The sequence below is a fragment of the Kitasatospora sp. NPDC088783 genome, from assembly GCF_044750705.1.
Lineage (GTDB): Bacteria > Actinomycetota > Actinomycetes > Streptomycetales > Streptomycetaceae > Kitasatospora > Kitasatospora fiedleri.
In genome coordinates this window covers 93,657-119,015 of record NZ_JBIVKJ010000015.1, presented here as the reverse complement: position 1 = coordinate 119,015, position 25,359 = coordinate 93,657, and the positions used below count along the sequence as shown (strand labels likewise).

The 25,359-nt window shown below is 71.0% G+C and carries 22 protein-coding genes; 17 read left to right on the top strand and 5 right to left on the bottom strand.

The window, feature by feature from the left end:
• Positions 1-21: 21 nt before the first annotated feature.
• From ACIP60_RS31175 to ACIP60_RS31165, 3 genes are all read right to left on the bottom strand, one after another.
• On the bottom strand, positions 22-270 hold the full coding sequence (locus ACIP60_RS31175) for a hypothetical protein (RefSeq protein ID WP_400690743.1): 249 nt from the start codon (positions 268-270) through the stop codon (positions 22-24).
• Entirely contained in the window at positions 267-596 is a 330-nt protein-coding gene (locus ACIP60_RS31170; RefSeq protein ID WP_400690741.1) for a hypothetical protein, read from the bottom strand. Before ACIP60_RS31170 ends, ACIP60_RS31175 begins: the two co-directional genes overlap by 4 nt.
• 462 nt (positions 597-1,058) lie before the next feature.
• Positions 1,059-1,499, bottom strand: a complete 441-nt coding sequence (locus tag ACIP60_RS31165; RefSeq protein WP_400690738.1) for a MarR family winged helix-turn-helix transcriptional regulator — start codon at positions 1,497-1,499, stop codon at positions 1,059-1,061.
• 70 nt (positions 1,500-1,569) lie between these two features.
• On the opposite strand from ACIP60_RS31165, the gene ACIP60_RS31160 reads away from it, so the two are divergent.
• Positions 1,570-3,177, top strand: a complete 1,608-nt coding sequence (locus ACIP60_RS31160) for an FAD-dependent oxidoreductase (RefSeq protein ID WP_400690735.1) — start codon at positions 1,570-1,572, stop codon at positions 3,175-3,177.
• The gene (locus tag ACIP60_RS31155; protein WP_400690732.1) at positions 3,174-4,049 is read left to right on the top strand and encodes a cyclase family protein; all 876 of its coding nucleotides are present in this window, start codon (positions 3,174-3,176) and stop codon (positions 4,047-4,049) included. The genes ACIP60_RS31160 and ACIP60_RS31155 overlap by 4 nt, the downstream gene beginning before the upstream one ends.
• A 265-nt stretch (positions 4,050-4,314) precedes the next feature.
• On the opposite strand, the gene ACIP60_RS31150 is transcribed toward ACIP60_RS31155, so the two are convergent.
• A complete protein-coding gene (locus tag ACIP60_RS31150; protein WP_400690729.1) occupies positions 4,315-7,449 on the bottom strand; it encodes a BTAD domain-containing putative transcriptional regulator in 3,135 nt (1,044 codons plus the stop codon).
• Between the two features lie 210 nt (positions 7,450-7,659).
• Positions 7,660-7,902 carry a hypothetical protein gene (locus ACIP60_RS31145; protein ID WP_400690790.1) on the bottom strand — a complete coding sequence of 81 codons (243 nt, stop codon included), beginning with the start codon at positions 7,900-7,902 and terminating at the stop codon, positions 7,660-7,662.
• On the opposite strand from ACIP60_RS31145, the gene ACIP60_RS31140 reads away from it, so the two are divergent.
• The 15 genes from ACIP60_RS31140 to ACIP60_RS31070 all read left to right on the top strand — a co-directional run bounded on the left by ACIP60_RS31140 (position 7,805) and on the right by ACIP60_RS31070 (position 25,300).
• A complete protein-coding gene (locus tag ACIP60_RS31140; RefSeq protein ID WP_400690726.1) occupies positions 7,805-8,386 on the top strand; it encodes an SdpA family antimicrobial peptide system protein in 582 nt (193 codons plus the stop codon). The two genes, ACIP60_RS31145 and ACIP60_RS31140, sit on opposite strands and share 98 nt — an antisense overlap.
• On the top strand, positions 8,383-9,417 hold the full coding sequence (locus tag ACIP60_RS31135; RefSeq protein ID WP_400690724.1) for a hypothetical protein: 1,035 nt from the start codon (positions 8,383-8,385) through the stop codon (positions 9,415-9,417). The genes ACIP60_RS31140 and ACIP60_RS31135 overlap by 4 nt, the downstream gene beginning before the upstream one ends.
• Positions 9,384-10,418, top strand: a complete 1,035-nt coding sequence (locus ACIP60_RS31130; protein WP_400690722.1) for a GNAT family N-acetyltransferase — start codon at positions 9,384-9,386, stop codon at positions 10,416-10,418. Before ACIP60_RS31135 ends, ACIP60_RS31130 begins: the two co-directional genes overlap by 34 nt.
• A gap of 496 nt (positions 10,419-10,914) precedes the next feature.
• Entirely contained in the window at positions 10,915-11,049 is a 135-nt protein-coding gene (locus ACIP60_RS31125; RefSeq protein ID WP_400690719.1) for a hypothetical protein, read from the top strand.
• A 5-nt stretch (positions 11,050-11,054) separates the two neighbouring features.
• On the top strand, positions 11,055-12,173 hold the full coding sequence (locus tag ACIP60_RS31120; RefSeq protein WP_400690716.1) for a hypothetical protein: 1,119 nt from the start codon (positions 11,055-11,057) through the stop codon (positions 12,171-12,173).
• Positions 12,170-13,405: a M16 family metallopeptidase gene (locus tag ACIP60_RS31115; RefSeq protein ID WP_400690713.1), complete on the top strand. Its 1,236-nt coding sequence runs from the start codon at positions 12,170-12,172 to the stop codon at positions 13,403-13,405. Before ACIP60_RS31120 ends, ACIP60_RS31115 begins: the two co-directional genes overlap by 4 nt.
• Positions 13,402-14,646, top strand: a complete 1,245-nt coding sequence (locus tag ACIP60_RS31110) for an insulinase family protein (protein WP_400690711.1) — start codon at positions 13,402-13,404, stop codon at positions 14,644-14,646. Before ACIP60_RS31115 ends, ACIP60_RS31110 begins: the two co-directional genes overlap by 4 nt.
• 3 nt (positions 14,647-14,649) lie before the next feature.
• The gene (locus tag ACIP60_RS31105; RefSeq protein WP_400690709.1) at positions 14,650-15,774 is read left to right on the top strand and encodes a SagB/ThcOx family dehydrogenase; all 1,125 of its coding nucleotides are present in this window, start codon (positions 14,650-14,652) and stop codon (positions 15,772-15,774) included.
• Position 15,775: 1 nt separating this feature from the next.
• On the top strand, positions 15,776-17,167 hold the full coding sequence (locus tag ACIP60_RS31100) for an MFS transporter (RefSeq protein ID WP_400690706.1): 1,392 nt from the start codon (positions 15,776-15,778) through the stop codon (positions 17,165-17,167).
• A 36-nt stretch (positions 17,168-17,203) separates the two neighbouring features.
• The gene (locus ACIP60_RS31095) at positions 17,204-18,586 is read left to right on the top strand and encodes a radical SAM protein (RefSeq protein WP_400690704.1); all 1,383 of its coding nucleotides are present in this window, start codon (positions 17,204-17,206) and stop codon (positions 18,584-18,586) included.
• On the top strand, positions 18,573-19,385 hold the full coding sequence (locus ACIP60_RS31090) for a S8 family serine peptidase (RefSeq protein ID WP_400690701.1): 813 nt from the start codon (positions 18,573-18,575) through the stop codon (positions 19,383-19,385). Before ACIP60_RS31095 ends, ACIP60_RS31090 begins: the two co-directional genes overlap by 14 nt.
• The gene (locus tag ACIP60_RS31085) at positions 19,382-19,960 is read left to right on the top strand and encodes a GAF domain-containing protein (protein ID WP_400690699.1); all 579 of its coding nucleotides are present in this window, start codon (positions 19,382-19,384) and stop codon (positions 19,958-19,960) included. The genes ACIP60_RS31090 and ACIP60_RS31085 overlap by 4 nt, the downstream gene beginning before the upstream one ends.
• 95 nt (positions 19,961-20,055) lie before the next feature.
• The gene (locus tag ACIP60_RS31080) at positions 20,056-23,298 is read left to right on the top strand and encodes an adenylate/guanylate cyclase domain-containing protein (protein ID WP_400690696.1); all 3,243 of its coding nucleotides are present in this window, start codon (positions 20,056-20,058) and stop codon (positions 23,296-23,298) included.
• A gap of 580 nt (positions 23,299-23,878) precedes the next feature.
• The gene (locus tag ACIP60_RS31075; protein WP_400690693.1) at positions 23,879-24,013 is read left to right on the top strand and encodes a hypothetical protein; all 135 of its coding nucleotides are present in this window, start codon (positions 23,879-23,881) and stop codon (positions 24,011-24,013) included.
• 108 nt (positions 24,014-24,121) lie between these two features.
• A complete protein-coding gene (locus tag ACIP60_RS31070; RefSeq protein ID WP_400690690.1) occupies positions 24,122-25,300 on the top strand; it encodes a hypothetical protein in 1,179 nt (392 codons plus the stop codon).
• Positions 25,301-25,359: the final 59 nt, after the last annotated feature.

Genomic DNA, 25,359 nt, shown 5'->3' with positions numbered 1-25,359 from the left:
GGGCAGCGGACGGGCGGGGCCTCAGAGCGGGTCGGGCGGCGGGAACGGGAGTGCGCTGTCCAGGCGCGCCAGGTAGCGCAGGGTGCGGCCGTCGGGGAGGTACTCCCCCCGGTACCAGAACGCGACCCCTCCGGCGGTGAACACCCCGACCTCCTCGACCGGCCGACCGTCCGCGATCGCCCGCAGGTGCAGTTCGGCGGCCTCCGGCGGGACGCCGGGCGCCGGCGCCGGGCGCCGGTGCCGACCCGGCGTTCCCGGTGAGGTGATCAAGCGGCGGACTCCCGGGCGAGCGGGCGCCGGGTCAGGCGGCCCAACTGCTCCTCCCTGCACCGGCCCGGGTCCTCGCCGCGGCGGGCCGACAGGACCAACGCGGCGCCCACGACGCCGCACGCCTCCGCGTCCGCGTCCACGTCCGGCCAGGCGTGCGAACGCCCCTTCCGGGGGTTCGCCGCGAGTGGGCCGATGACGGCCCGGGCGGGCTCCCCGGTCTCCTCCGCGACCTTGGGCGCCTGCGCGGCGGCCAGCTGCCCCGGTGGCGCGGCCGACAACGAACCCAGTTTCCCGGCATGGGAGTTGACGGCTTCCACGATGTCCATGGCCCCGCATCCTGGCCGTGATCGCATCGCTCGCTCAACCCGGGCGGTTCCGGGGCGAGGCATGGCCGAAGGGAGGTTTTCGATTCCGGACGCCGACCGAAAGTGCCGCCGACCCCCGACCCCCCGTCCACCCAGCGGGGCGGCTACCGAAGCGAACCCGCCCTCCCCGACCTCCCCACCCGGCGCTCCGGCCCGAAGCGGGTCCTGCACACCCTCACCCGCGAACTGCGCCGCAGGAGCCTCCGATCGGTTCCGGTTCACACCCGGAACACGGAGCTGCGGCCTGCCGGAGACAGCGCTCCGGGGCCGCGACCGCCCTCCTCGCGCCGCCCGGCAGCCCCAGCAGTACCCCGCGCGCCCTACGCGCCCCCGTCGGCGGGCGCGGTGACGGCCCGGGCCGGAGCCGCTGACCGCGGCACCCGCGCCCGCTTCACCGTGCCCGCACCCGCACCCGCACCCGCTTCAGCGCGGCCACGCCCGCGTCAGACCGTCGCGCAACTCCGTCAGCGCCGCGGGCCCCAGTCGGCTGCCGAGAACCTGTTCCAGGTCGTGGAGGATTCCCAACGCGGCGTCGCGGCGCAGGCTTCCCGCGTCGGTCAGGCCGATGAGGGTGCTGCGCGGGAACCCCGGCCCCGGCGTGCTGACCAGGAGGCCCTCGGCGAGGAGTTGCGTGACGGCGCGGTGCATCGTCTGGCGGGTGACGCCGGCGCGGCGGGCCAGTTCGGCGACGCTCAGCGACGTCTCGCGGTCCAGGTGGGCGAGCACGGTCGCGTGGGCCGGCGTGATGGGGTCCACGCCCGCGGCTTCCAGGCGTCCCAGCAGTTCGTCGGAGAACCAGCGGACACCTCGTTGCAGGAGGTGGAGCAGCGGCAGGTTCGCGTCCGCGTGATCTCCGGTGTCCATTGCTTGCGTTCCTCTCGATCGGGGGATACGTTCCTGTGTCAGCTTTGCTGACACAGGGGGTTTGCTTGCGATGACAAGTTATGACGTCGACGTCCTCGTCGCGGGGGCCGGCCCGGTCGGACTCACGGCGGCCCTGCAACTGGCCCGGGCGGGCGTCTCGGTGCGCCTGGTGGACGCCGCTGCCGGTCCGGCCACCACCAGCCGCGCGCTGGGTACGCACGCCCGCAGCCTGGAGATCTACGACCAGCTGGGAGTCCTCGGCGACATCGCTCCGCACGGAACGAGGGTCAACGGGTTCGTCCGCCACCAGGCCGACCGCACGTCCCGGGTCGACTACGACTTCGACGGCCTGGCGACCCGGTTCCCGTACATGCTCAACGTCGACCAGGTGATCACCGAACGCGTGCTGCGCGGGCACGCCGCCGCGGCCGGGGTCGCGGTGGAGTGGAACACCCGGCTGGAGTCGTTCCGGCAGGACGACGACGCCGTCACAGCCGTGCTGCACGGCGGCGACGGCCCCTCCGCCGGGCGCGAGACCGTGCGCGCGCGGTACCTGTGGGGCTGCGACGGCGGACGCTCGACCGTTCGCAAGGCCCTCCGGCTCCCGCTCGCGGGGGAAACCGCGCACACCTGGCTGATCGCCGACGCGGTCGTGCACACCGATCTGGAGCGGGACGGCCTGCACTGGCTCTTCCCCCCGGGCGGCGCGCTGATGCTGTTCCCCTTCCCGGACCCGGGCAAGTGGCGGCTGCTGGACACGACCGGCGAGGGGGACGCCGATCAACCCGGGCAGATCGCCCGGCAGTTCAGCGGCAAGCTGTCACAGGCCCTGGGGCGCGACACGCTCGTGGACACCCCCACCTGGGCGTCGAAGTTCACCATCCAGCAGCGCGCGGTGCCCGCGATGCACGTCGGACGGTGCTTCGTCTCCGGCGACGCCGCCCACGTCCACTCGCCCGCCTCCGGACAGGGCCTCAACACCGGCGTCCAGGACGCGTACAACCTGGCGTGGAAGCTGGCCATGGTCCTGCACGGCCACGCCGGTACCGCCCTGCTCGACACCTACGACGCCGAGCGCGTTCCCATCGGCCGGGCCCTGCTCGCCTCCACCGGAGAGGTCATGAACACGGCCATGGTCGACGCTCCGACGACCCCCCACGACGCCCGGGCGGCCGACCGCGACTTCATGCGCCGCCTCATCCGGACCATGTCCGGACTCGGCATCGCCTACCCCGACAGCCCGCTGACGGTGCCCGGCGACGGGCCGGACGACGGGCCGGACGAGGGTCCGCGGCCCGGCCAGCGGCTCACCCAGGTCTCCGCCGCCGACGCCCAGTCACCCGGCTGGACGGCCCTGCGCGGACTGCTCAGGACCCCGGCCTGGCACCTGCTCGTCTTCGGACGCAGCGGGCACGCCCTCACGGGGGCCCGGCCGCTGCCCGCCTGGCTGGACGAGGTGACCGTCAGCCGCAGCCGACCGCACCCGGACGGCGGGACCCGCGGCGTGTGGGACCCCGACGGCCGGGTCGGGGACACGCTGGCCGCCGCCGGGGGCGACTGGATCCTCGTCCGCCCCGACGGCTACCTCAGCGCACGCAGCACCGGGGACGCCGACCTCCTCGCCGCCCTCGACCGGCTGACCACGTGCCTGTCGACGCGCGACGGAGCCGCGAAGTGAACGAGACCCGACTCCCCACCAACTGGGCGCGCTGGGGCGACGACGACCAACTGGGCACGCTGCACCTGATCGACGCGGCGGCGAAGCGGCGGGCCGCGGCAGAGGTGCGCGAGGGGTTCCACGTCAGCCTGGCCCGCCGCACCGAGCCGGTGCCGCTCACCACCGGACTCAGCCCCGTCGGCAGCCCGGCCGTCATGCCGGCCGGCGTCCTCCAGACCGTGAACTTCAACGGCGCGCAGCCCCTGGCGATGACCGACAGCCTCCTCGTCAACACGCACAACGCGGGCCTGACGCACCTGGACGCCGTCGCGCACATGCCCGTCGACGGACACGTCTACCCCGGCGTGCCGGTGCACGCCGCGGTGACGCCGACCGGCGTGACGCACGGCTCGGCCGACCCGTTCGGCGAGGGCATCGTGACCCGCGCGGTACTCCTCGACCTCGCGCCCGGGGGCGGCCGCCTGCCCGCCGACCGGCGCGTCACCGGCGCCGACCTCGACGCCGCCCTCCAACGGGCGGGCACGCCGCTGTCCGCCGGAGACGCCGTCGCGGTGCGCGGCGGATGGGACATCAACCGGCCCTTCGACCAACCCGTGCCCGGCCTGGACCTCAGCGCCGTGCGGTGGTTGGACGAGCAGGGCGCGAGCGTCTACGTCGGCGACATCGGCGACGCCCGCCCGGCACGGCCCCCCATGCCGATGCACCAGGTCGCCCTCGCGCGGCTGGGCCTCCCCCTGGTCGACGTCGCCGACCTCGAGCGGCTCGCCCGGCACTGCGAGGCGTCGAACCGCTGGAGCTTCATGCTGGTCCTGGCCCCACCGCGCATCACCGGCACCACCGGGCTCGCCGTCAATCCGATCGCCGTCTTCTGAGCCGCCGGACGGCGCGCCCGGCCCGGCGGGTCCGTCGACGCAGGCGGGGCCGGTCCCCTCCCGCTCGGCCGGCAGGACGGCCGCCCACCCGTGCCCCCGCCCGTTCGGCGGGGGCACCGGGCGGTGGGCATCTCAAAATCATTACGGTCCAGGTCCATGAGAACCGGCGCACCACGCACGCTGCTGCATGGCGGCGCGCACCATCGACGTGACGACGACAAAACCGGCGTCCCTCGGCTACTCGTCCACTCAGCTTCGCCGCCTCTCAAAGCACGGCAGCCGGGGACCCGGGTACGGCGGGCTGGTGGTACGAGCAGCGCGTGCAGCGCACTCCCCTGGTAAGCGGCTCAACCAGGTGGGCACGGGAATTCTCCGCTTCTGCCACACCGTCGGGGTAGAGGGAGAGGGCCGTTTCGAACCCCTGGCGAGCAGCCCGGACCTCGCCCCGGTACAACGCGATGTGCGCGAATCCCTCTTGTGCCCTCGCCTGGTACAGCCTCAGTTTCCGCTCGCGCGCGAGGCCGACGGCGTGTTGGAAGGCCGTCTCGGCGTTGTCCAAGTCCCCCGCCGCGAGGTACGTCTCACCGAGGCCGTCGAGCGCGTCGCACTCGACCTCGAGCAGTTGGTGCTCGCGGGTGAGGCGAAGTGCCGCACGTCCCGCTTCGAAAGCGCGCGGCAGGTCACCGAGCGCGCGGTGGGCCACGCACAGCGTTGCTCTTGCCACTGCGGCGATGTGCATGTGGGAGCCTTCGTCCCCCAGCCGGAGGGCACGGTCCAGGTACCCGGCCGCCTCGGCGAAGCGCCCTTCCCGCACCAGGAGGATGCCGATGTTCGCCAGGGCGTACGCCTCCGACAGGTCCCGATCGGTTGCCTGGTAGAAGATCAGTGCTTGGGAGAGGTGGTCGAAACCCTCGGCGTTGCGACCTAGTTCCCTGCAGACCACTCCGAGATTGTTCCTGAGTGCGGCAGTGAGTTCGGGGTCCGCAAGGTTCTCCACGAGGGCCAGAGCCGAACGGAAGCAGTCGTGGGCTTCGGCGAAGCTCTCGTCGTTGACCTTGAGTACACCGAGCTCCGTCAGCTGGTACGTCTCCGCGAACCTGTCCTCCGTGCGCCTGCTGATGGCGACGGCCAGCTCCAGGGCGGACCGGGCATCAGACATCCGGCCCCGTTCCCGCAGGACACCGGACAGCCCCATGAGGCACAGCGCTTCGCCGGGCTCGTCCTTGGCCGACCGTGCGGCTCCGACGGCTCCCTCGAAGAGTTCGAGCGCGTTGCCGGCATAGTTGGTGCGGCGCAGGAAGGGCTGGATGGCGCAGACCAGCTGCCATGCTGCTTCGGGTGGACCGTCGGCCAGGGCGGCGCGGGCGACCTCCGCGAGGTTGGCGGCCTCTCCGGTGAGAAGTTCGATCGCGTCGGCCGCCGAGGAGGGCACGGGTATGCCGCTGACGGAGTGGGTGATGTCAGGATTGAAGCGGAACGGCCCCTTCGCCAACGGAGCGCACCAGGCTCCGGCGAGCTGGAGGTAGTAGTCGGTCAACCGCCTGCGGGCGTCGTTCCTGACCGTTTCGTTGTCGTGCTCCCTGCACACCCGTGCCGCATAGTCCCGGACGAGGTCGTGGAAGTGGTAGCGGCCGGGCTTGTCCTGGAGCACGAGGTTGTCGTCGAACAGCGCCTCGAGGATGTCCTGGGCCCGGTCCGTCGGCAGGGCGGTGAGCACCGAGGCGGTCCGCGCATCGAAGTCGGGCCCGGGATGGAGGCTCAGCAGCCGGAAGAGCCGGCTACTGTCACCGGACAGGTGCCGGTAGGACAGGGTGAGCGCGGCTGACACGCTCCGTTCCCCGAAGTCGAGGAACCTGGCCCGCCGTTCCTGGTCCCTGAGCTGCTCGACGAGGTAGTGCACGGTCCAGCTGGCGCGGTCGCGAAAGCGTGCGGCGGCAATCCTGATGGCCAACGGCAGACGGCCGCAGAGTTCTACGACCTCGGCGACGTCGCTTTCGTGGGAAGCCAGGCGCCGGGCACCGACGATACGGGTGAACAGCGCAACGGCGTCCTCCAAGGGCATCAGGTCCAGGGACAGGGGGACGGCGCCTTCCAGAGCCGGCAGCCGGCGCCGACTGGTGATCAGGACGAGCGGCCCGCTCGTCCCCGGCAACAGCGGGCGCACCTGCTGGACATCGACCGCGTTGTCGAGCAGGAGCAGCACCTTCTTTCCTGCCACGGCACCGCGCCAGGCGACTGTTCTGGCCTCCAGACCAGGCGGGATCAGCTCGTCCGGCAGACCGCACTGACGCAGCAGCATGCCGAGGGCCTCTCCCGCATCGAGGGGGTCCACACCGGCGGCGAAGCCTCTCAGATCGACGAAGTACTGCCCGTCCGGGTAGTCGGGCGAAACGGTGTGTGCGAACCGGACCGCGAGGGCGGTCTTCCCGATGCCGCCCATCCCGTTGATCGCCGAGATCACGAGCGACACCGAGTCGATCTGCCGACTGTCCTCTGCCAGTTGACGGATCTCGTCCTGTCGTCCGGAGAACTCGCGAGGATCATGGGGCAGAAACTGCCGATGGGCCGATTCCTGCGCCGCCACGGTGGCCACCGCCGCTACGGGCGTCTTGGAGACGGGCGGCAGCCTCGACGCGGGCGGCTCGGCGACCGGAAGCCCGCGCAGGATGTGCTGGTGGAGCGCCTTGAGGTCGTCGCTCGGGTCGAGACCGAATTCCTCCGCCAGCAGCAGCCTGCCCTCTTCGTAGACCTCCAGGGCCTCGCTGGTACGGCCGCTGGAGTGGAGTGCGGTCATCAGGCTCGCCCGGAACGACTCCCGCGTCGGATGCGAGGCGACCAGTTCGACGAGCTCGGCCACCGCCTGAGCGCCGTCGCCCCGTCGGACGTGCAGTTCCAGCAGCAGTTCGACGGTCGACAGTCGCTCCTCCTCCAACCGAGTGGCGACATTGGTGAAGTACTCTCCGCCGAGTCCGGCCAGCGCGGCGCCCCGCCACAGTCTCCGGGCGCTCGCCAGTAAGGAAATGCCGGCGCCGGTGTCCCCGGCCGCCAGGGCTTCGTCGGCGCGCCGCACCATGGACCGGTAGCGGGTCAGGTCCAGCCGCTCGTCGTCGATGTCGACGCGGTAACCGAGCGGAACCGTGAGGATGTCGATCCCCTGTGCGTGGGAGACGATGCGGCGCAGCGCTCCCACCGTGTTGTGGATCTGCTGGCGCGCCGACCGCGGGGCTTCCTCCCACATGACGTCGATCAGCCGATCCGCCGTCACCACGCTGTTGGCGTTCAGCAGGAGGACGGCCAGTAAGCGACAGGAGCGGAGGCCCCCGATCGCCAACAGCTTTCCCTGGGCCTCGACCTCCAACGGCCCCAACAGTCGAACATCGAGGTCCATCCGCTCCCCCACGTCGTTTTCGCCTGTGCTCGCAGCAGGACCGAAACGGTTCACGCCTCCCCCGCGTGCGCCCTGGTCCCGACCACACTGCGCGAGAGGTTCAGACGGCAGGGTGGCCGGAACGGCGTGTACGAGATTAGCCGAACAGTAGTCGGCCGATAGTGCGACTCGGTAAGTTCGGCAACGTCCGTTCAGGTATATCGAAAAAAGTTTGACATACCATCAAACAGAGGAGAACACATGCGGTTTGCGGTCATGGGGGCCGTGATCGGGTTGATCCTGGCGGGAGCCGTCTTCGCCTCGACCGACACCTCGGCCGAAGTGCGGCCCAATGTCACCTGTCAGGCCTGCACGCAGTGACAGTGCGGTGACAGCATCACGGAACACGAAGTCTCCGCCGACGAGCGCCCAGGGATTCCAGTTCACCGCGTTCTTGCTGCTCGCGCTCCTTCTCTCCTCGCTCACCCAGTTGCTCCCGGCCGGGGCCGTGCCCGGTTGGTCGCGGTCAGGACGCTCCGCGATGGCGGTGTTCTGGCCGCAGGGATGGGGCTTCTTCGCCGACGAGCCGACAGCTGATCTCGAGATGGCGCTCACCGCCGGCGACGGCGATCGGCTGATCGCCGTCCCCCAGGTGCAGCAGGACCTTCGCACACGCTGGGGCCTGAGCCGCTCCGGATACGCCCGCTACGTCGAGCTGGGCAACCTGGGTTCCCTGGTCCCCGCGCACGGTTGGCTGGACTGCACAGGCCTGACCCCGTCCGCATGCCGGGACGCAGCGCTGCGCACGCCCCTCGTCCGCGTCCCGAACCGGACCGCACGTCCGACCCTCTGCGGGCACCTGCTGATCGTCGTGGTGAGTCCGGTGCGCTGGACCGCGGACACCAGGTTGTGGCAGAGCGACTGGAAGATCCTCCGCGCAGCGAACAGCTCTGTGGCATGCGGAGGTTGACCGCCTGCCTGCTCAGCTCGGCCGCCGGGTTCGAGCCCCGCGGTCTGCCGCTCGCCGTCACCAGGTCGGCGCTCGCGCTCGCCGAACTGACCACCCTCGTGTTCACTGCGGACCACGACCTCTTCACCTACGAGCCGAGCCTCCCCGGTGGTATGCGCTGCTACGGCGCCCACCGTCTGTCGCTGTGGTGCATCGCCGGCTCCGGTCCGAACGGCATGCTCGTCAGCAGGATGGTCGCGATCGCCGTCCTCGTCGTCACCGCGTCCGGTTACCGCCCCCGGTGGACCTGCGTGCCCCAATGGTTCGTCACCTGGAGCCTGACGACCGGCATGACCTTGCCCAACGGCGGTGACGAAGCCGCCCTCGTCACAACGATGCTGCTCGTGCCCGTCCTGTTGGGAGACACCCGGGCCTGGCATTGGGCTCGGCCACGAAAAGCACTCGCCCCGGTGTGGGCCGGCAGCTCCTACGCCGCCTGGTGCGCCATCCGCTGCCAGACAGCGATCATCTACCTCAGCGCCGCCCTCTCGAAGCTCCGCACACCGCAGTGGCGTGACGGCACCGCGCTGTACTCGGTCCTCGTCGATCCCGACTACGGCCTTCCCTTGGCGGTCCGGTCCTCACTGAGCCCGATCACGACCTCGGGCGCCGTCGTCGGCGCGCTCACCTGGAGCGTCCTGGGTGTCGAACTGGCCATCGCGGTGTGCGCCTTGTCGCGGCGCGGAGCCCGCCGCGCGGCCGGCTGGCTGGCAGTCGCCCTCCACGGCGGGATAGCGGCCGCCATGGGGCTGTTCAGCTTCGGACTGACCATGGTGGCGCTGGTGCTGTCGTTGCGGTTCGATGACCGCGCATCCCCGTCCGCACCCGTCACCGGCCCGGCGCGGTCCCGACGGGAAGCGCCTCCTGAACGCTGTCCTCCCCCCGGGCGGGAGCCTTCCCGCCCCCGATTCCGGATCCATTCCCCAGCATGCGGCACGACCGCGGACAAGGAGTCCCGTTGCCCTTCGACATCCGACCCCTGGATCCACTGACCGCCTCCGAAGACCTACTGGCCGACTACCACCTGATGCGGGCGGCGGTCGTGGCAGAGGACTTCCCCGAGGACCCGCCGCTCACCTACGAGAGTGCGGTCGGACGCCTGCGCACACCACCGATCGAGGACGGGGCGTGCCGCTACTGGGCCTGTCACCTGGAAGGACGCCTGGCCGGCTCGGTCAGAGTCGCCCTCCCCGACGACTCGAACAGCGGCATCGCCAACGTCGAGGTCCACGTGCACCCGGAGCTGCGCCGGCGCGGGATCGGCACCGCGCTGCTGCGCCCGGCGGCGGCCGCCGTACTGGCGGCCGGGCGTGCCGCCGTCCTCGGCGTCCCCGTGAAACCGGGCTCCCCCGGATCCCGTTGGGCGCACGGCCTGGGGTTCGCGGTGACCCGCAGCACCGTGATGCAGGTGCTGCTCGTCGCCGAGACTCCCCCGAAGTCGTGGGACGTACCCGTCCGGCCGGGCTACCGGCTGGCTCGCTGGACCGGCGCCACTCCTGAACCGTACGTCGACTCCTACGCGGTGGCCCGGCAGGCGATCCACGACGCCCCGCTGGGCACGACGAGCCACCGCGAGACGGTGTGGACCCCCGCGCTGATCCGCGCCACCGACCGCGACCTGCTGGACGCGGGCGTGGAGCAGCGGGTCGTCATCGCCGTCGAGGACGACACGGACCGGGTCGTCGGCGTCCACGTCCTCCACAACTACCCCCACCGACGTGAGTTCGGCTATGTCCACGACACCTCCGTACTGGTCGGGCACCGCGGCCACGGCCTGGGCAGGACGATGAAGGCGGCCATGACGCGCTGGCTGGCCGACGAACGACCGGACCTGGAACGCATCCTGACCACCACGGCCACCACCAACACCTTCATGATCGACATCAATCACTCACTCGGCTACCGCACCGCCCGGACGATGGAGTGGATCGAGATCCCCACGGCGCGGCTCGCCGAACGCCTGGCCTCCTCCCCGCACGGAGCCGGAGACTGATCCGCCGTCGGTCTCCGCGCCCGTCGGTGGCAGCCCTACTCTGCCGCTACCGAGGGGAAGTGGCGGCGAAGTACCCGTCGGTGAGGCCCGCTCTCCATACTCGGAACTCGACAGGACGACGCCGATTCCGACAGGTCCGGCAGACAGGAACGACCACCCCGGGAAACCGGATGGGACCTTCCGGATGCCGTTCCGCGCGCCGTCCCGTCCGGCTTCCTTCCCTTCGCGGGAATGGAAGCGGCGCCGTGGAGAGCAAGGAATTTTTCCATGGCGAGAACGAACCGCACTGACACCCTGTCCGACCGGTTCCGGGAGCCGTGAACTGCTCTGTCCTCCCGGAGCTCGGCCGTCAGTGTGCCGGTGCTCTCCGGGAGTCAATCGGTTTCCGGGGAATTCCGGTGGTCCGCTCCGACCCCGGAGCGGACTGTGGGCGGGCGCCCGCCCATGAAGCCGCCGGAACACATGACGATCACACAACCAGTGGAAGGAGTGGCTGATGTCCGACCAGCCGAACGAGAACCTGGACCTCCCCGCCGACGCGACGGAGACCGACGACGTCGAGGCCCACGGCATCGAGGTCGAGGATGACACCGAGGCCGGCATCCTGAACGCCAACGGCGGCTGCTTCTAACTCCGATGCAGACCGATTGGTCCGGCCGGGGGTTCGGCCAGGTGCGCTCCTTCACGGGTGCGGCCTGGCCGGGCCTCCTGGCTCCGGAGGACACGGTGATCTGGAAGCGCCCGGACGACCTCGCAGCGAGCCTCACGACCGAGCTCGCCGACGGAGCCACCGAACGGGCCTTCGTGGTGTCCAACCGACTCGCGCTCGAACTGTTCCGGGTCGGCCTGCGCACGGAGGCCGAGGATGTGTGCCGTCGTCAGATCGCCTTCGCCCGTGGGCTTCTGCAGCACTCGCCGACCCCCGGCCTGCTGGTGCTCGGTCTCCAGGGAGCCGTCAACCTCATCCGGATGCACGGGTACACCTCCGATCCGGCATTCGCCCTCGACGCGCTGTCACAGCTGGAAAGGGTGGCAGACGGAAAACCCGCGGAGATCATGGGAGTTCCCGTGCCCACCCGCCTGTCGACGGGAACCGGCCTCGCAATGAGCCGAGTACGGGGATTCGCCCGGAGCAACCGGATACTGGAGACCGCGAAAATACTGTTCCGCAGGGGGGAGCAGGATCTCGCCTCCTCGGAGTGCCGTCGATTGTGCAGGAAATGGCCGACCGCCGCTGCCACCGGGCCGTTCCACGCCCACGAGGTCCTGTGCCTGCTGGGCGTTCCCTGGCCGGAGCCGAACGACTTCGCCACGGCCGCCCCGGTTCTGCAGCGGATCGCCCTGCTGCGCGGGGCCGCCGGAGAACGGTCCACCGCACGCGCCCGAGCCACCGCTGCCTCGCTCTTCGAATCACGCGTCGCTCCGGAGCCGGGCCACGGGGCAGCGGCGCGTTTCCTGGCCGCACTGGGAGACCTCCTCTACACGTGCCGCCTGCCCGAGGCAGGCGCGGTCTCCTTCCGGGAGGCGCACCGGATGGCGCGCCCCGTCGACCCGAATCTGGCGAACTCCATGGTCCGCCGCTGGAGGGACCACGCCACCGACCACGAGGTCCTGCCTCCCCTGCTCGACGTTCCGGCCGCCAGGCCCGAACAGCTCCTGTCCATATCCGATCTGTTGGCCGCCAGGTTCGACGGAAGCCGGCGGCCCACCGGGCCCGACGACCGGCCGGAGTCCTGCCGTGAGGAGAAACCGTGAGGGTGGAACACCTGCGGGTGCGCGGGGCGGAGGCCGTCCTGGTCCACGAGCCCGCTCTTCCACTCGTGGCCGTGAACGTCCGCATCGCTGCCGGCAGCCGGGACGACCCGCCCGGACGGCACGGGCTGGCGCACGTGGTCGAGCACATGACCTTCTCCGGCACCGACGGGCGGGCGCGCGGGGAGCACGCACGCCTGGTCGAGGGTATGGGCGGATTCCTGAACGCGCGGACCTCTGCGGATTGGACGACCTACCTGCACCTGGTCCCGGCGGACGCGCTGGCCGAGGTGCTCACCCTGGAAGCCGACAGATTCTCGCAGATCACAACGGGCTTCGACGAGACCGGCCTGGCGGCAGACCGGGAGATCGTCCTGCGGGAGCGGGACGAGCGGCTGTCCCCGGCCTTCGGCGACGCCACCGCGACCCTGCTGGCCGGCATCCATCCGGCACCGTCCCCCTACAGCCACCTCCCGGTCGGTGACGCCGACCACGTCAGAGCCGTCACGGTCGAAGACTGCCGCCGGTTCTTCTCCCGCCACTACGTCGCCCCGAACGTCACGATGGCCGTGCTCGGCGGCTTCGATCCGGACCGCACCCGCGCCGGGGCCACCCGGCTGCTGGAGTCCTTCCGCGATGCGCCGGCCGTCCGGCGAACTGCGGTCCCGGGCGGTCCGCGTTCCCCGAAACAGCTCCGGCTGGAACTCGACGGCGATCACCGGAGCCGCGTCTACCTGGGGGTGCACCTCCCCCCGATGAGCGACCCCGCCGCGTTCGACCTGGCTCGGCTGGGCTCGGTCGTGCTCGCCCGCGGAACGTCCGGGATCCTGACCCGGCTGCTCGTCCACGAGCGGCCCGTGCTGCAACGGCTGTCGCTACGGACGGTCCCCCGGCGGTGGGACGGTTCACTGGGGGTCTTGGAACTCGTCCCGCTGCCCGGTGTCACCGCCGACCGGGCAGTGGACGCCTTCGACTCCGCGATGGAAGCGCTACTGCGCCACGGGCCGGAAGAGGCCGACATCACCCGGGCACGGGCCATCCACCTCTCGGACCGGGCCGCGGAGGACGACTCGTTGATCCACCGTGCGGCCAACCTCACGCTCGCCCTGCAGATGCACGGCGTCCTCGACCGGCACGCCGGACGAATCGAAGCCGTGGACCGGGACGGCTTCCACCGGGCCATCGGGTTGTGGCACCGTCCCGACGACCGCGTGAAGGCGGTGTACACCCGATGAACACCCTCCCGTGGCAGGAACAGCCGCCCCGGACGGGCGGACTGCTCGTGGTCCGGGTCCCGGCCCGGCCCGGCGGCTACGAGGTCGCGCGCGTCGTCTGGCACACCGCTCCGGGGACCGGGACCGACGGCGGTCCGGCGCTGGTGGCGCTCGAGGCACTGCTGCACTCCGTCGCGCTCCCCGGGCGCACCGTGGCCGACATGCTGGAATCCCTGGGGGTGTCGGTCGAACCGGGACGCACTCACGTGTCGTGTCACCTCGAGTTCCAGGGGTCGAAGGACGGGATACGGAAAGCGGTTCCCCTGTTCGCAGACGCGCTCGCGGCCACCGTCCTGCAGCCGGACGCGGTACGCACCGCCCGCGCCTCCGTACTCGGGCTCGTCGAAAGGCTGGACAGCAGCCTCCCGGACCGTGCCGAGCGGGCGTTCTACGCCGCCGTGGCCGGTGCGGACGGCCTGCTTGCCCGCCACGGGGAAGGTACCGTCGAGAGCCTCCTGGGCATGACGCCGGAACAGGTCACCGGAGCGCGGGAGGACCTCGTCCGCTCCCTCCCCGTCAGTCTGTTCCTCTCCGACGCCGCCGCAGAACCCGCCTGGCGCGCGGCCCTCGCTCGGACGGCTCCCGCAACCCCGGTCGTGGCCGCCGGTCCGACCCTCGTCCCCGCTCCGGCGCGGCAGCGGGTGGACGTCTCGGTCACCGGCCCCCGCGGTGCCCACCTGCTGTGGGGGTGCATGGCCGAACTCGGCGACGTGATGGACCACGTCGCGCTGGAGATCGCCGCCCACGCCCTCGGCGGCGGGTGGAGCGCCAGGTGGCAGCACTTGTTCCGGGAGGAGCTCGGACGCGTCTACGGCACCCACGCCCGCATACGCTCCCTGGGCCTCGACGGCCGCGCCCACGGTGCCGCCCTGATCGGCATGTCCACCGGCGCGGCCGACGCCGATTCGGCGGCCGCCCTGCTGGAGGAGGAGGCCGCCCGGTTCAGCCTCCACGGCCTGACGGAGAAGGAAGTCACCGACGGGGCCGGGCAGTTGCTGCGCGCGGAAGGGCTGTTCCAGGTGTCGGCCCAGAAGTTCGTCGCACGCGCCGCCCAACCCGTTCAAGCAGGTCTCGGCGTCTCCTTCGCAGCCCGGCGTCTGGAGTGCCTGGCCTCCGCGACACCTGATGAGGTCAACCTGAGGCTGCGCCGGCTGGAGGGCCGGGCGGCGGTCTCCGTGGCAAGAAGCAAAGGAGGACACTGACCAGTGGATGCCCTGCACGACGCACTCCCGACCGGGCCGGTGCCGGCGACGGCCTCCGGGCTGCGGACCGTCGACCCCTTGGTGATCGAGGCGTCCCGAGGAACGTTCCTGATCTCCAGTCCCAGAACCGCCAAGCGGCTCAAGGTGGAACCGCACGTCCTGGACCTGCTCCTCTCGGCACGCGACGGACTCGACGAGAACCGGTCGCCCACCGGCGACCGGGGAACCGTCCACCTGCTCGTCGAGCACGGGTTCCTGGTCACCGGCAACGGATCCGTTCCGGCCCCCTGGGACACCTGGGGAATCACCGCCTGGAGCTTCCACCAACGGGTCAGGGACACCCCGTTCATCGACGACTCCTCGCCCGGCCTCGCCGAACGGTACGCCCGGATGGTCGCCGACCGTCCCCAGCCCTCCAGCCTGCGTCCTCCCCCCACCGACCGGATCCTCCTGCTGCCCAGGGTCCGCACCCAGTGCGAATCCGGCTATCTGGACGTCCTCCAGAACCGGCGCACCCACCGGCACTTCGAGGACCGACCGCTCGACCTCGACCGCTTCTCCGACCTCCTGCACTACTCCTTCGCCCCGCTGCGTTTCACCGACGCCGGGGCGATGGGCACCCTCCAGCTGCGAGCCGCGGCTTCGGGCGGCGCGCGGCACGAGTGCGAGGCGTTCGTCCTCGTCTTCAACGTGGACCACGTCGAACCCGGGCTGTACGCCTACGACGGGGTCCGCCACGGCCTGGTGCCGCTGGACCGTACCGTCACACGGGAGCAGGTCGAGTGGCTGACGTTCCGGCAACGGTTCTTCACCGATTCCGCGTTCGGCGTCTTCACCGCATCGGTCGCCGACCGGATGGCCTGGAAGTACCGCCATCCCCGTGCTTACAAGCTCATGCTCCAGAACGTGGGCCATGTCGCGCAGGTGTTCTCCATGACGGCGCACGCACTCGGCCTGGGGGCGGCCGTCACGGGTGCCATCCGGGACACCGAGACGGACGACCTGCTCGGACTCGACACGCCGATGGAGTTCACCACGTTCGCCATGGCGTGCGGGTTCCCGCGCAAGCAGCAGGACGGGCTGCCGCTCGGCATTCGGACCCCGCGCCGGGCGCCGGAGGGCTACTGACATGGCCCCCCACAGCGAGTCGGCCCGCCCGAACCGGGACACGACGCCGCCCGTACCGGCCGACCGGGCCCCCGGTCTGCGCCACAACCGGAACTGGCAGGTCCTGTGGACCGGCCAGCTGGTCTCCCAATTGGGCGACTTCGTTTTCGATGTCACCGTCGTCCTGTGGGTCGGCACGGTGATCTCACACGGACAGAGGTGGGCGCCGATCGCAGTCAGCGGAGTCCTGGTCGCGGCTGCGGTGCCGACCGTCCTGATCGGCCCCGTGGCCGGTGTGTTCGTCGATCGCTGGAACCGCCGGCGGACCATGCTGGTGGCCGATCTGGTGCGCGCCGCGCTGGTCGGCTCGCTGCTGGCCGTCCCCGTACTGGGGGACCGCCTGCCCACATGGGCGCAACTCGCCGCGATCTACACCGCTGTCGCCGCAACGGCCACGGTCTCCCAGTTCTTCAACCCGGCACGCTTCGCCACCGTCGGCGCCGCTGTCGCCCCGGAGGACCGGCCGAAGGCGTTCAGCCTGGCCTCCGCCTCGGCGAACACCGCATCGGTGCTGGGGCCGCCGCTCGCCGCGCCGCTGCTCTTCAGCGTAGGAGTGCGCTGGGCGATCGCCGTCAACATGCTGTCGTACCTGCTGTCGTACGCCCTCATCCGGATGACCAGGATCCCGGAGAGCGCTGCCGGGTCGGCCCCGCACTCAGGGGGTTTCCGCCGGGAACTCGACGAGGGCCTGCACCACCTGCGCGGCAATCCCGTCCTGCGGACGATCACATTGACCGTGTTCCTGTACATGTTCGGCGTGGGAGCGGTGAACGTACTGGAGGTCTTCTTCGTCTCGGAGAACCTGAAGGCCGATCCCAGCTGGCTGGGGACGCTCAACGGGGCACTCGGTCTGGGAAGCATCGCCGGCGCGCTGCTCTCCCCCCGCCTGGCCGCCAGGATCGGTGAGCGACCGGTGTTCGCCTGGGGCATCGTCGCCACGGCGCTCCTCGTGTTCGCCTACGCGCGGTCGACCTCGCTGCCGTTGACCGTGGCGCTGCTGGGCGTGATGGGGGTCCCGCTGGCCATGGTGAACACCGTGCTCGGGCCGATCATCCTGCAGGAGACCCCCAACCGGCTGCTGGGCCGGATCAACGCCGTCCTGAATCCGCTGGTCTACCTGGCCTCCGTGGCGTCCATGGCACTGGCCGGGCTCCTGGCCAGCCGGATGGCACCGGGTTTCACCGCGAACCTCGGCGGCCTCCACCTGCACCGCATCGATCTGATCCTCAGTTGCAGCGCCGGCCTCATGGCCTTGGCCGGAGCCACGGCGGTCTCACGTCTACGCCCGGTCCCCCCGGCACCACTCCATCCCCCGCCACAGACGGCTGACGACAGATCCCGCCTCAGCCCGTGACAGTCAGTGACAGCCCGTGAAGGACCTTCCCCACGAATGGAGGACGCCGTGCACCTCGCCAGAAGCCGCTACCTGATCACGAGCGACCGTACCTACCGCCGTCCGGACGGCACACCCGTCCGTCTCGGCTACCTGTCTCGCCGGGCCCGCTTCTTCTCGATCGACGCGGCCGACTGCGACCGCCTGGAGCGCGGAGACATCGAGGCGATCGCAGCGGGCACCCTGCGGGAACTGGAACGGCTCGGTGCCGTCGTCGACGCTTCGACGGACGAACTGGGCGAGGTGCTGGACGTCTTCCGGGCCGGGTCGGACTCCGTCCGCCACCGCAGGTTCACCATCATGCCGACGGCCTACTGCAACATGGGCTGCTCCTACTGCGGGCAGGTGCACTTCAAGTCCCGCCTGGCCGCCGACCGGGCCGAGCGGCTGACCGCCCGGGTGGAGGCCGCCATGGCGGCCGAGGGCACGGAGGTCGTCAGTGTCAGCTGGTTCGGCGGCGAGCCGCTCCTCGGGTACCGCTTGATCACCGAGTCGAGCAGGCGGTTTCTCGCCCGCAGCCGGGCCACCGGCGTCCGGTACTACGCTCGGATGGCCACCAACGGCAGTCTCCTCACCACCCGCAAGCTGGCACAGCTCCACGACGACTGCGGACTGCGCGAAATGGACGTCACCATCGACGGTCCGCGCGAGGTCCACGACCGTCGCCGGGTCCTGAAGAACGGGTCGACGTCCTTCGACCGGTGCGTCGGCGTCCTGAGCGAGACCGCCGCACGCGGGCTGGCTCCGGAACTGCGGATCACCGTCCGGGTCAACGTCGACACCGGGAACGAGGCCCAGGTGCCCCGGCTGCTCCAGGACCTGGCGGCCGCCGGATTCGGCACGCCGCAGTTCAGTCTCCAGTTCATGCCGGTCCACTCCTGGGGGAACGACATCTCCAGCGTGGAGATCGGCGCCCGGAAGTACGCCGAACAGGAGGCCGGGTGGCTGCGCAGCGCACAGCAGCTCGGCCTCCGGTTCCTCCCGCTTCCGACCGCCACGCGAGCCACCACCTGCATCGCGACCACGCGCAGCGGTGAAGTCCACGATCCCGGAGGAAAGGTGTACTCCTGTTCGGAGCACCCGCTCGTCCCCGGGGCGCAGGACAGCGAGGTCATCGCCCGGACCGAGGACCTCGTCGGGGCCGGGCCGAGGCCGTCCGGCCGGTTCGACGACTGGTACGACCAGGTCGCCAACCCCTCCCAGCCCTGCCACCGGTGCCCGTTCCTCCCGATCTGCGGCGGAAGCTGTCCCAAGCTCTGGCGGGAGGGACATGTGCCTTGCCCCAGTTACAAGTTCAACGTCCAGGACCGCATGGACATCGCCGCGACCAGCCGGATGGGCTGCGAGCCCCCGGAGGTGGCGGGCCGTGCGGACGCTTAGCTTCGCGCACACCTCGGTCGGGGCCTGCCTCCCGGCGGGACGGGTGGCGGCGTCGTCGGCCGCCACCCGGGAGTGGGCCTGGGGAGACGGAAGCGGCGCGGGAGCGCGGGTCTGCGTCCTGGACAGCGGCGTGGACCCCGGCCATCCGCTGGTCGGGCCCCTCGCCGGCTCCTTCGCGGCCTTCGACGACGGCGGCCGGTGGAGCGTGCGCGCGGACGACAGCGGCGACCCGGCGGGCCACGGTACGGCGTGCGCCTCGATCATCAGGTCACTGGCACCGCACTGCGAACTGACCAGCGTCAGGATCCTCGGGAGTGACAACCGGGGCAGCAGTGCGGGGCTCCTGTCCGGACTCGCCTGGGCGGTCGAGCAGCGCTTCCAGCTGATCAGCGTCAGCCTCTCCACCCGGCACCGACCCGTGAAGGAGGCGCTGCACGACCTGTCGGACCGGGCCTACTTCGAGGGCGTGACGATCGTCTCGTCCGCGCACAACAGCCCCGTCCACAGCTATCCGTGGCGCTTCTCCTCGGTGATCTCGGTCGGCTCCCACAGTCTCGGCGGCCCGGAGCGGATCGAGACCAACCCCTCCCCGCCAGTGGAGTTCTTCGGCGCCGGAGCGCGGATCCGGGTCGCCTGGCCGGGAGGAGGGACCAGGGTGGTCTCGGGAAACAGCTTCGCCACGCCCCACATCACCGGGATGTGCGCACGGATCCTCGGCAGGCACCCCCGGTTCCGCACGACACAGCTACGGCACGCTCTCTCACTGATCTCGGACAACCTCGAAGGAGCATCCCGATGAACATCACGGACTACGAGGAATCGCTCCGATCGACCGTCCGGCTCGCCCGGCTGACCTTCTCCTCCGCCGCCGCGTCGGTGTTCCTCTACCGCGAGGAGCGGGACGTCCTGGTCTTCGAAGCGGCCTCCGGCGCCGGGGAGGACCGGATCATCGGCATGGACGTACCCGCGGGCCAGGGCATCGTCGGCTGGGTGGCCAGGACCGGAGAGCCGATACTCGTCCGCGAGGTGTCCTCGGACGAACGGTTCGACCTGCGGACGGCGGCTGAGACCGGGTTCATCCCCGACACCATCATGGCGATACCGCTCATCCAACACGGCGAGGTCATCGGCGTGATGGAGGTCCTGGACCCCCTGCTCGGCTCCTACGGCGACATCGAGGCCCTGGACATGCTCTCGGAGCTGGCGAACCAGGCCGCGATGATCATCTCCATGGTGCCGCCTCGGCGGTCACCGGAGGACTCGCCCAGGGCCGTCGTGGCGCGCGAGTTCGACGCGCTCCTGGACCGCGTTCCGGACGACCGGATACAGGAGGTCGACCGGCTGATCGCGGCGATCAGGTCGATCGTCGTCTGACCGCTCGAACCGCGTCCGGCCGGCACCCGCTCCGGAACGGACGGCGGCCCCGGAACCATCGAAGCACGGCACCCGACGAGTAGGAGAACGAACCAGTGGCAGACGAGCGGAGACTCGCGGCGATGCTCTTCGCCGACATAGTGGGCTCCACCTCGCTGGCGGACGGGATGGATCCGGAGGACACCAGGGTCCTGATGGGCCGGTACTTCGAGCACGCGGTGGCCGTGGTCGAAGCCGCCGAGGGCCGACTGGAGAAGTTCATCGGCGACGCCGTGGTGGCGGTGTTCGGCATCCCCCGAGCCCAGGGGGACGAAGCCGAACGGGCGCTCAGGGCCGCACTCGAACTGCGGTCCGCCGTACAGCGGGACGCGTTGCTCGGCAGGTACCTCAGAATGCGCGTCGGGGTGAACCTCGGTGAGGTCATGGCCACTTCCGACTCCCGTTCGGAGGTCTTCATCGCCTCGGGCGACGCCATGAACGTCGCAGCCCGGTTGCAGGAGTCCGCCGAACCCGACGAAATCCTTGTCAGCGACCGGGTCTTCCTGGCCACCGAGGACGCCTTCGAGTTCACGGCTCCCCGCATGGTGCGTTTGAAGGGGAAGGACGGCCCGGTTCGGGTCCATCCGGTGGTGGCGCCCCGTGAACGCCGCCGCGCCGAACGGCCGCCGATGGTTGGACGCCGCCACGACCTCCTGCAACTCAGGCTGGCCGCCGACCGGGTCGCCGAAGAAGGGCGCAGCCGCCTGGTGACCGTTCTCGGCGTGGGCGGCATAGGGAAGACCCGGCTGGTCGAGGAGTTCATCGCCGGCCTGCCGCTCGAACTCGGATTCGAGGTGGTCGACGCGTCCGCGCACGGACAGGGGGGCAGCGACCGACTGCGGTCCCTGCTGGACGGACTCGTCGGAAGCGGGCTCAGCACGGCACGGGTGCAGCACGTCTTCGAGGCCGACGGCTACGGCGCCGAGGAGAGCGCCCGCAGGGCACGGGACCTGATGGCGGCCCTCGGCAGCGGCGGCCGGCTCGGTGAAGACGGTGGAACCGTGCTCACCGCCCTGCGGCTCTTCATCGGTATCACGACCCGCGACCGTGCCGTGATCATCGTCCTGGACGAGGCCCACCGGGCCGGCGACTTCCTTCTGGACCTGATGGAGCAACTGGCCGTCTCGCGCGGACGCTCCCGGCTGCTGGTCCTGGTGGTCGCCCGGCCCGAACTCCTCGATCGCCGTCCACGGTGGGGCGCGGGACGGGACAATCACACCAGCCTGACGCTGCAACCGCTGGCCACCGCCCAGATCCGCACCGTGGTCGGAAGCTACCTGCACCAGCAACCGGAGGAACTGCTCGAACTGATAAGCCAACGGTCGGGCGGGAACCCCTACTACGCCCTCGAGTTCGTCCGGTCCGTTTCACGGCTCACCGGATCCGGAGCAGGGTCCACCCTCGGCACCGCGCTTCCCGACACCGTGCACGCCGCGGTGCTGGCCCGACTGGACTTCCTGAGCCCCGACGCCCGGGAGGTGCTGCGGCTCGTCTCGGTGTGCGGTTCCGTCCTGCCGATCCGCCTCTACCCGGACCTGCTGCCGGACCGGACAGATCATCAGATCGCCATCGCTGTCGAGGAGCTGCTCGCCCAGGACGTGCTGCACCTGAACAGTGGCAGGCGACCGGTGATCCGGCAGTCCTTCGTCCGGGACGTCGCCGAGGGCACGCTTACGCGCGCCGCCCGCATAGCCGTGCACGCCGGTGCAGCGGGTCTGCTGTCAGGGCTGGCCGAGGACACCGACAGCCACAGCATTCTCGTCGGCGAGCACTGCCTGGCCGCCTTGCGCCTGAGCCTGCGGTCCTCCGTTCCCGCCGCGCTGCCGTTCCAGCCGGCCGAGGCCGCGTCCCTCCTGGCACGGGCCGGAGCCGCCTCCAGTCGGGCGGGTCTCTCGACGGAGGCGCAGGCGTTCATCGAAGGAGCCCTCACCTTGGCGGGCACCGACCGGCGCGTGGAACTGCTGGAACTCCTCGCCACCGTCGCCGGGGTGTCCGCCAAGGCGGTCGCCAGCCTGGAACAGGCCATCGAGGAGGCCGGCGAACCCGACCGCCTCGCCCCGACCGGGCCGGAGACAGCGGTGCGGCTGCGACGCAGGCTCCTCCTGCTCTGGCTGCGGTGCGGACTCATGGCCCGGCTCCGTGTGAGCCGGGACTCGGTCCTCACCAGGTACACGGAAGCCCACCGCCTCGCCGGACTCGGCATCAGCCCGGACGAGCGGATGCACCTCGCAGCCGTGGACCTGTTCCTGGTGCTCGACAACCGGGCCGTGTCGGTCGAGGACGGCGCCTTCGTCGCCCGCACCGATCCGGACGCCCTCCTGGCCGAGGGGCGTGCGATCGCGGACCACTTCGAGGGGGCGGGAGACATCCGGACGACGAGCGAAGTGCTGGACGGATGCCAGTTCGTCGCCGCCACCATGAACCGCCCCGACCGCGTCCTGGAGTTCTGCGAACAGCGCACGCTCCTGCCCGACCTGCCGTCACGGGAACGCGCCGACGCACTGGCGATGCTGGCCGCCGCACATGCCGGACTCGGCGACCCCCTCGCAGGCCTGCGTGCCGTCGAGGACGAAGCGGTCAACCGCCGGTACGGCACCTACAGCATGCACCTGGCCCAGCCGCTCGCCTACGGCCTCTCCATCGCCTACGCGTTCGGGGAGTGGGACACCGCCGAGCGTCTCAGCGACTACCTGGTCCACGCGTTCGAGGAATCCTCCGCCTCGCCGGAGAACCGCGTCTTCTGCTTGGACGGCTTCTTCGCCCTGATACGCATCGCGATGGCCCGGGGAGAACGCGATGCCGCGAACCGGTTCGCCGACCTCCTGTCGGAATCCACCAAGGACGTCCAAAGTCTGTGGTCGACCACCAGGGCCCTCCTGGCGATGGAACTGCAGGACGGCCCCGGCGACCACGACCTCGACGCCGCGACGCTGGGCTCCCACGCCTTCGCCGTCGTCTCGTTCCACAACGAACGCGGCCTACCCAGTCCGTCCGCTCTCATCCAGGCGGCGGCCACCCACAGTTCCGCCCGCCACTCCCAGGTCGTCGAAGTGGCAACAGCCCTCCGCCGGCACGACCACCGCGCCCTGGCCGAATGCATCAACACACTTGAGAACCACGGACGCAGAGTGGCAGCCGCACGACTGCGCATCGTCCTGGCGGACCGCACCACGGATCCGGCTCCGCTGTCCGCAGCCCGCCACACGCTCGAAAAGCTCCGGGACGCCCGATTCCTGCACCGTCTGGCCGAAACGGAGGCCCGGATCCACGGCAGGCAGACCTCCCCCCGAGCCACCTGATCCGAGCCGACCCCACAACCGGCCTCCTGCTCGATCACCGAACCCCGGAGTGGCGGCTCGACCGAAGGCCGGGCAGTTCACTTACCGGGCGTTTCACTCGTAATTAGGATGGGATGGTTCATTCTGACTTCTCGGGCACCTGGGCTGTCGGCGTTCGGTGACGCCTGGGGTTCTGATACCAGGAGAGCCACCGTTACAGGAATGTCCGCTTGAAATGTGCGGTTCCTCCTGCCTCATCCCAGGAAGCCGAGCCCGTTGGCTTTCGTCCCTCAAGCAGTGTGGGCCCTGGACGGAGCGGCGATTGCGCCGTATGCCGTCGTCATGACGGAACGTCGACCGCACCGGCATCCCCTGGCGCTATCCCCCCCGCCGCGAGCATGCAGGACGGCGCCGCCGGCTGCGGTCGCCACCGAGCACCCCGTCATCCGCAAGGCACGGACCGACACGGGCGACAAGGACGCCCTCATCGAGCACGGCGCAACCCCGGCATCGATGTCGAGGTCATCCGCCGCGACTCCACCGCCAGGGATTCGCCGTCCAGCCCCGCAGCCGGGTCGCCGAACGCACCTTCGGCCGGCTCGTGAACCACCGCCGTCTCGTCCGCGAGTACGAGACCCTGCCGGCCCGTTCCGAAGCCATGGTCCACCTCGCGACGATCAACCTCATGACCCGCCGGCTCACCGGTGAGACCACCCCGGCCTGGCGCGGAACGTGAACCTCAAAACGGCGGACAAAACGCCCAGTCACGCCCGGCAACCTGCCGATACGTCAGACTTGCCGGGTGCCACGGGGCACGCAGGAACAGGCACGGGAGGTACAGCGCATGACGCGCTACAGCGTCGATCTCGACCGGCGTGAACTGATCGCCTCGTGGGGCACCGGGGAAGGCGACCTCTCCAGGTGCATCGCCGCCCTGCCGGACGACGCGGACACCTCCGCGCTGCTGGCCCTGGCCCGCTCGCTCACCCAACTGTCCGACGCCGCGTGGCGCACCTACACCCACCCGTCCAGCGCCGCCGGCTCCCCGGAGCCCGACGGAGAGGGCTGGCGCCGGGAGAGGGAACGCGAGGCGTTCGGCAGGGTTCCCGACGCGATCACGGAGCCCCACCTGCCGCACGGCGGCACGATGACGGTCTCCTACAGCCCGCTCGTCGAATCCGCCCACCGCGCCGGACGCGCCCTGCACGGCCTGCACGGCCCGGGCGGCCCGGGCGACGAAGCCCTGGCGAAGGCAGTCCGGGCCGAGGCGGCCCTGGAACTCGCCGCCGTGGAGAGCGCCGAACTCGGCGACCTCACCGGACGCGCCCAGCAGGCCGTCCTCCTCAGCCGCGAGGACGCCTCCCCCGTCCAGGTCGCCGCCGCCGACCACCTCCTCCAGCAGGACCCGTTCGGCCCCACCGCCCTGTTCTCCACCGTCGACCCCACCGCGGCCGCCGTCGCCGCGGCGCACTGGCTCGCCGCCGCGGCCGAGGTCGCCGCCGAGGCCACCGGCGAGGACCCCACCCAGGTCGTCCTCGAAGCCGACGACATCGAAGCACTCCCCCACGAGACCCCCACCCTCGTCCTCGGCCTCATCCAGGACGGCGCCACCCCGTACGAGGCCGTCGCCGCACTCGTCCGCCACGCCATGCACATCACCGACGGCCTCCTCCTGGACCCCGTCGCCCTGCGCGACCAGTTGGAGGACTTCGAGGAGACCGTCGCCGAACACACCGGCGAGGACGACCCCGACCTCGACGACGTCGCCGTCCGCCTGACCCCGCTCGACCCCAAGCGCCCCGCCCGCGACCTCCTGGAGGACCTCCTCGCCGGCATCCACGGCTGCTGGCTCCTGCACAGCGCACACGACGGACCCGACGAGGACGACGAGGACGACGGCCTCGGCGACACCCAGGACCGGGACGACGACGAACAGGCCGTCGCACACCAGCGGCGCAGCCGCGAACGCTTCGCCCGACTCGTCCGCGCCGCCGCCGCAGCCCACCGCGACCGCCTCATCTGACCGGCACCCCGGCCCCGACGGCCGGGGGCGTCCGCGACGGCGCCGACGGCGCCGGGCGG

Excerpts from the sequence above, each read along its gene's own strand:
- ACIP60_RS31170 (WP_400690741.1), bottom strand. The coding sequence starts at position 596 with ATGGACATCGTGGAAGCCGTCAACTCCCATGCCGGGAAACTGGGTTCG.
- ACIP60_RS31085 (WP_400690699.1), top strand. The coding sequence starts at position 19,382 with ATGAACATCACGGACTACGAGGAATCGCTCCGATCGACCGTCCGGCTC.
- ACIP60_RS31110 (WP_400690711.1), top strand. The coding sequence starts at position 13,402 with ATGAACACCCTCCCGTGGCAGGAACAGCCGCCCCGGACGGGCGGACTG.
- ACIP60_RS31125 (WP_400690719.1), top strand. The coding sequence starts at position 10,915 with ATGTCCGACCAGCCGAACGAGAACCTGGACCTCCCCGCCGACGCGACG.
- ACIP60_RS31160 (WP_400690735.1), top strand. The coding sequence starts at position 1,570 with ATGACAAGTTATGACGTCGACGTCCTCGTCGCGGGGGCCGGCCCGGTC.
- ACIP60_RS31095 (WP_400690704.1), top strand. The coding sequence starts at position 17,204 with ATGGAGGACGCCGTGCACCTCGCCAGAAGCCGCTACCTGATCACGAGC.
- ACIP60_RS31070 (WP_400690690.1), top strand. The coding sequence starts at position 24,122 with ATGACGCGCTACAGCGTCGATCTCGACCGGCGTGAACTGATCGCCTCG.
- ACIP60_RS31100 (WP_400690706.1), top strand. The coding sequence starts at position 15,776 with ATGGCCCCCCACAGCGAGTCGGCCCGCCCGAACCGGGACACGACGCCG.
- ACIP60_RS31165 (WP_400690738.1), bottom strand. The coding sequence starts at position 1,499 with ATGGACACCGGAGATCACGCGGACGCGAACCTGCCGCTGCTCCACCTC.
- ACIP60_RS31120 (WP_400690716.1), top strand. The coding sequence starts at position 11,055 with ATGCAGACCGATTGGTCCGGCCGGGGGTTCGGCCAGGTGCGCTCCTTC.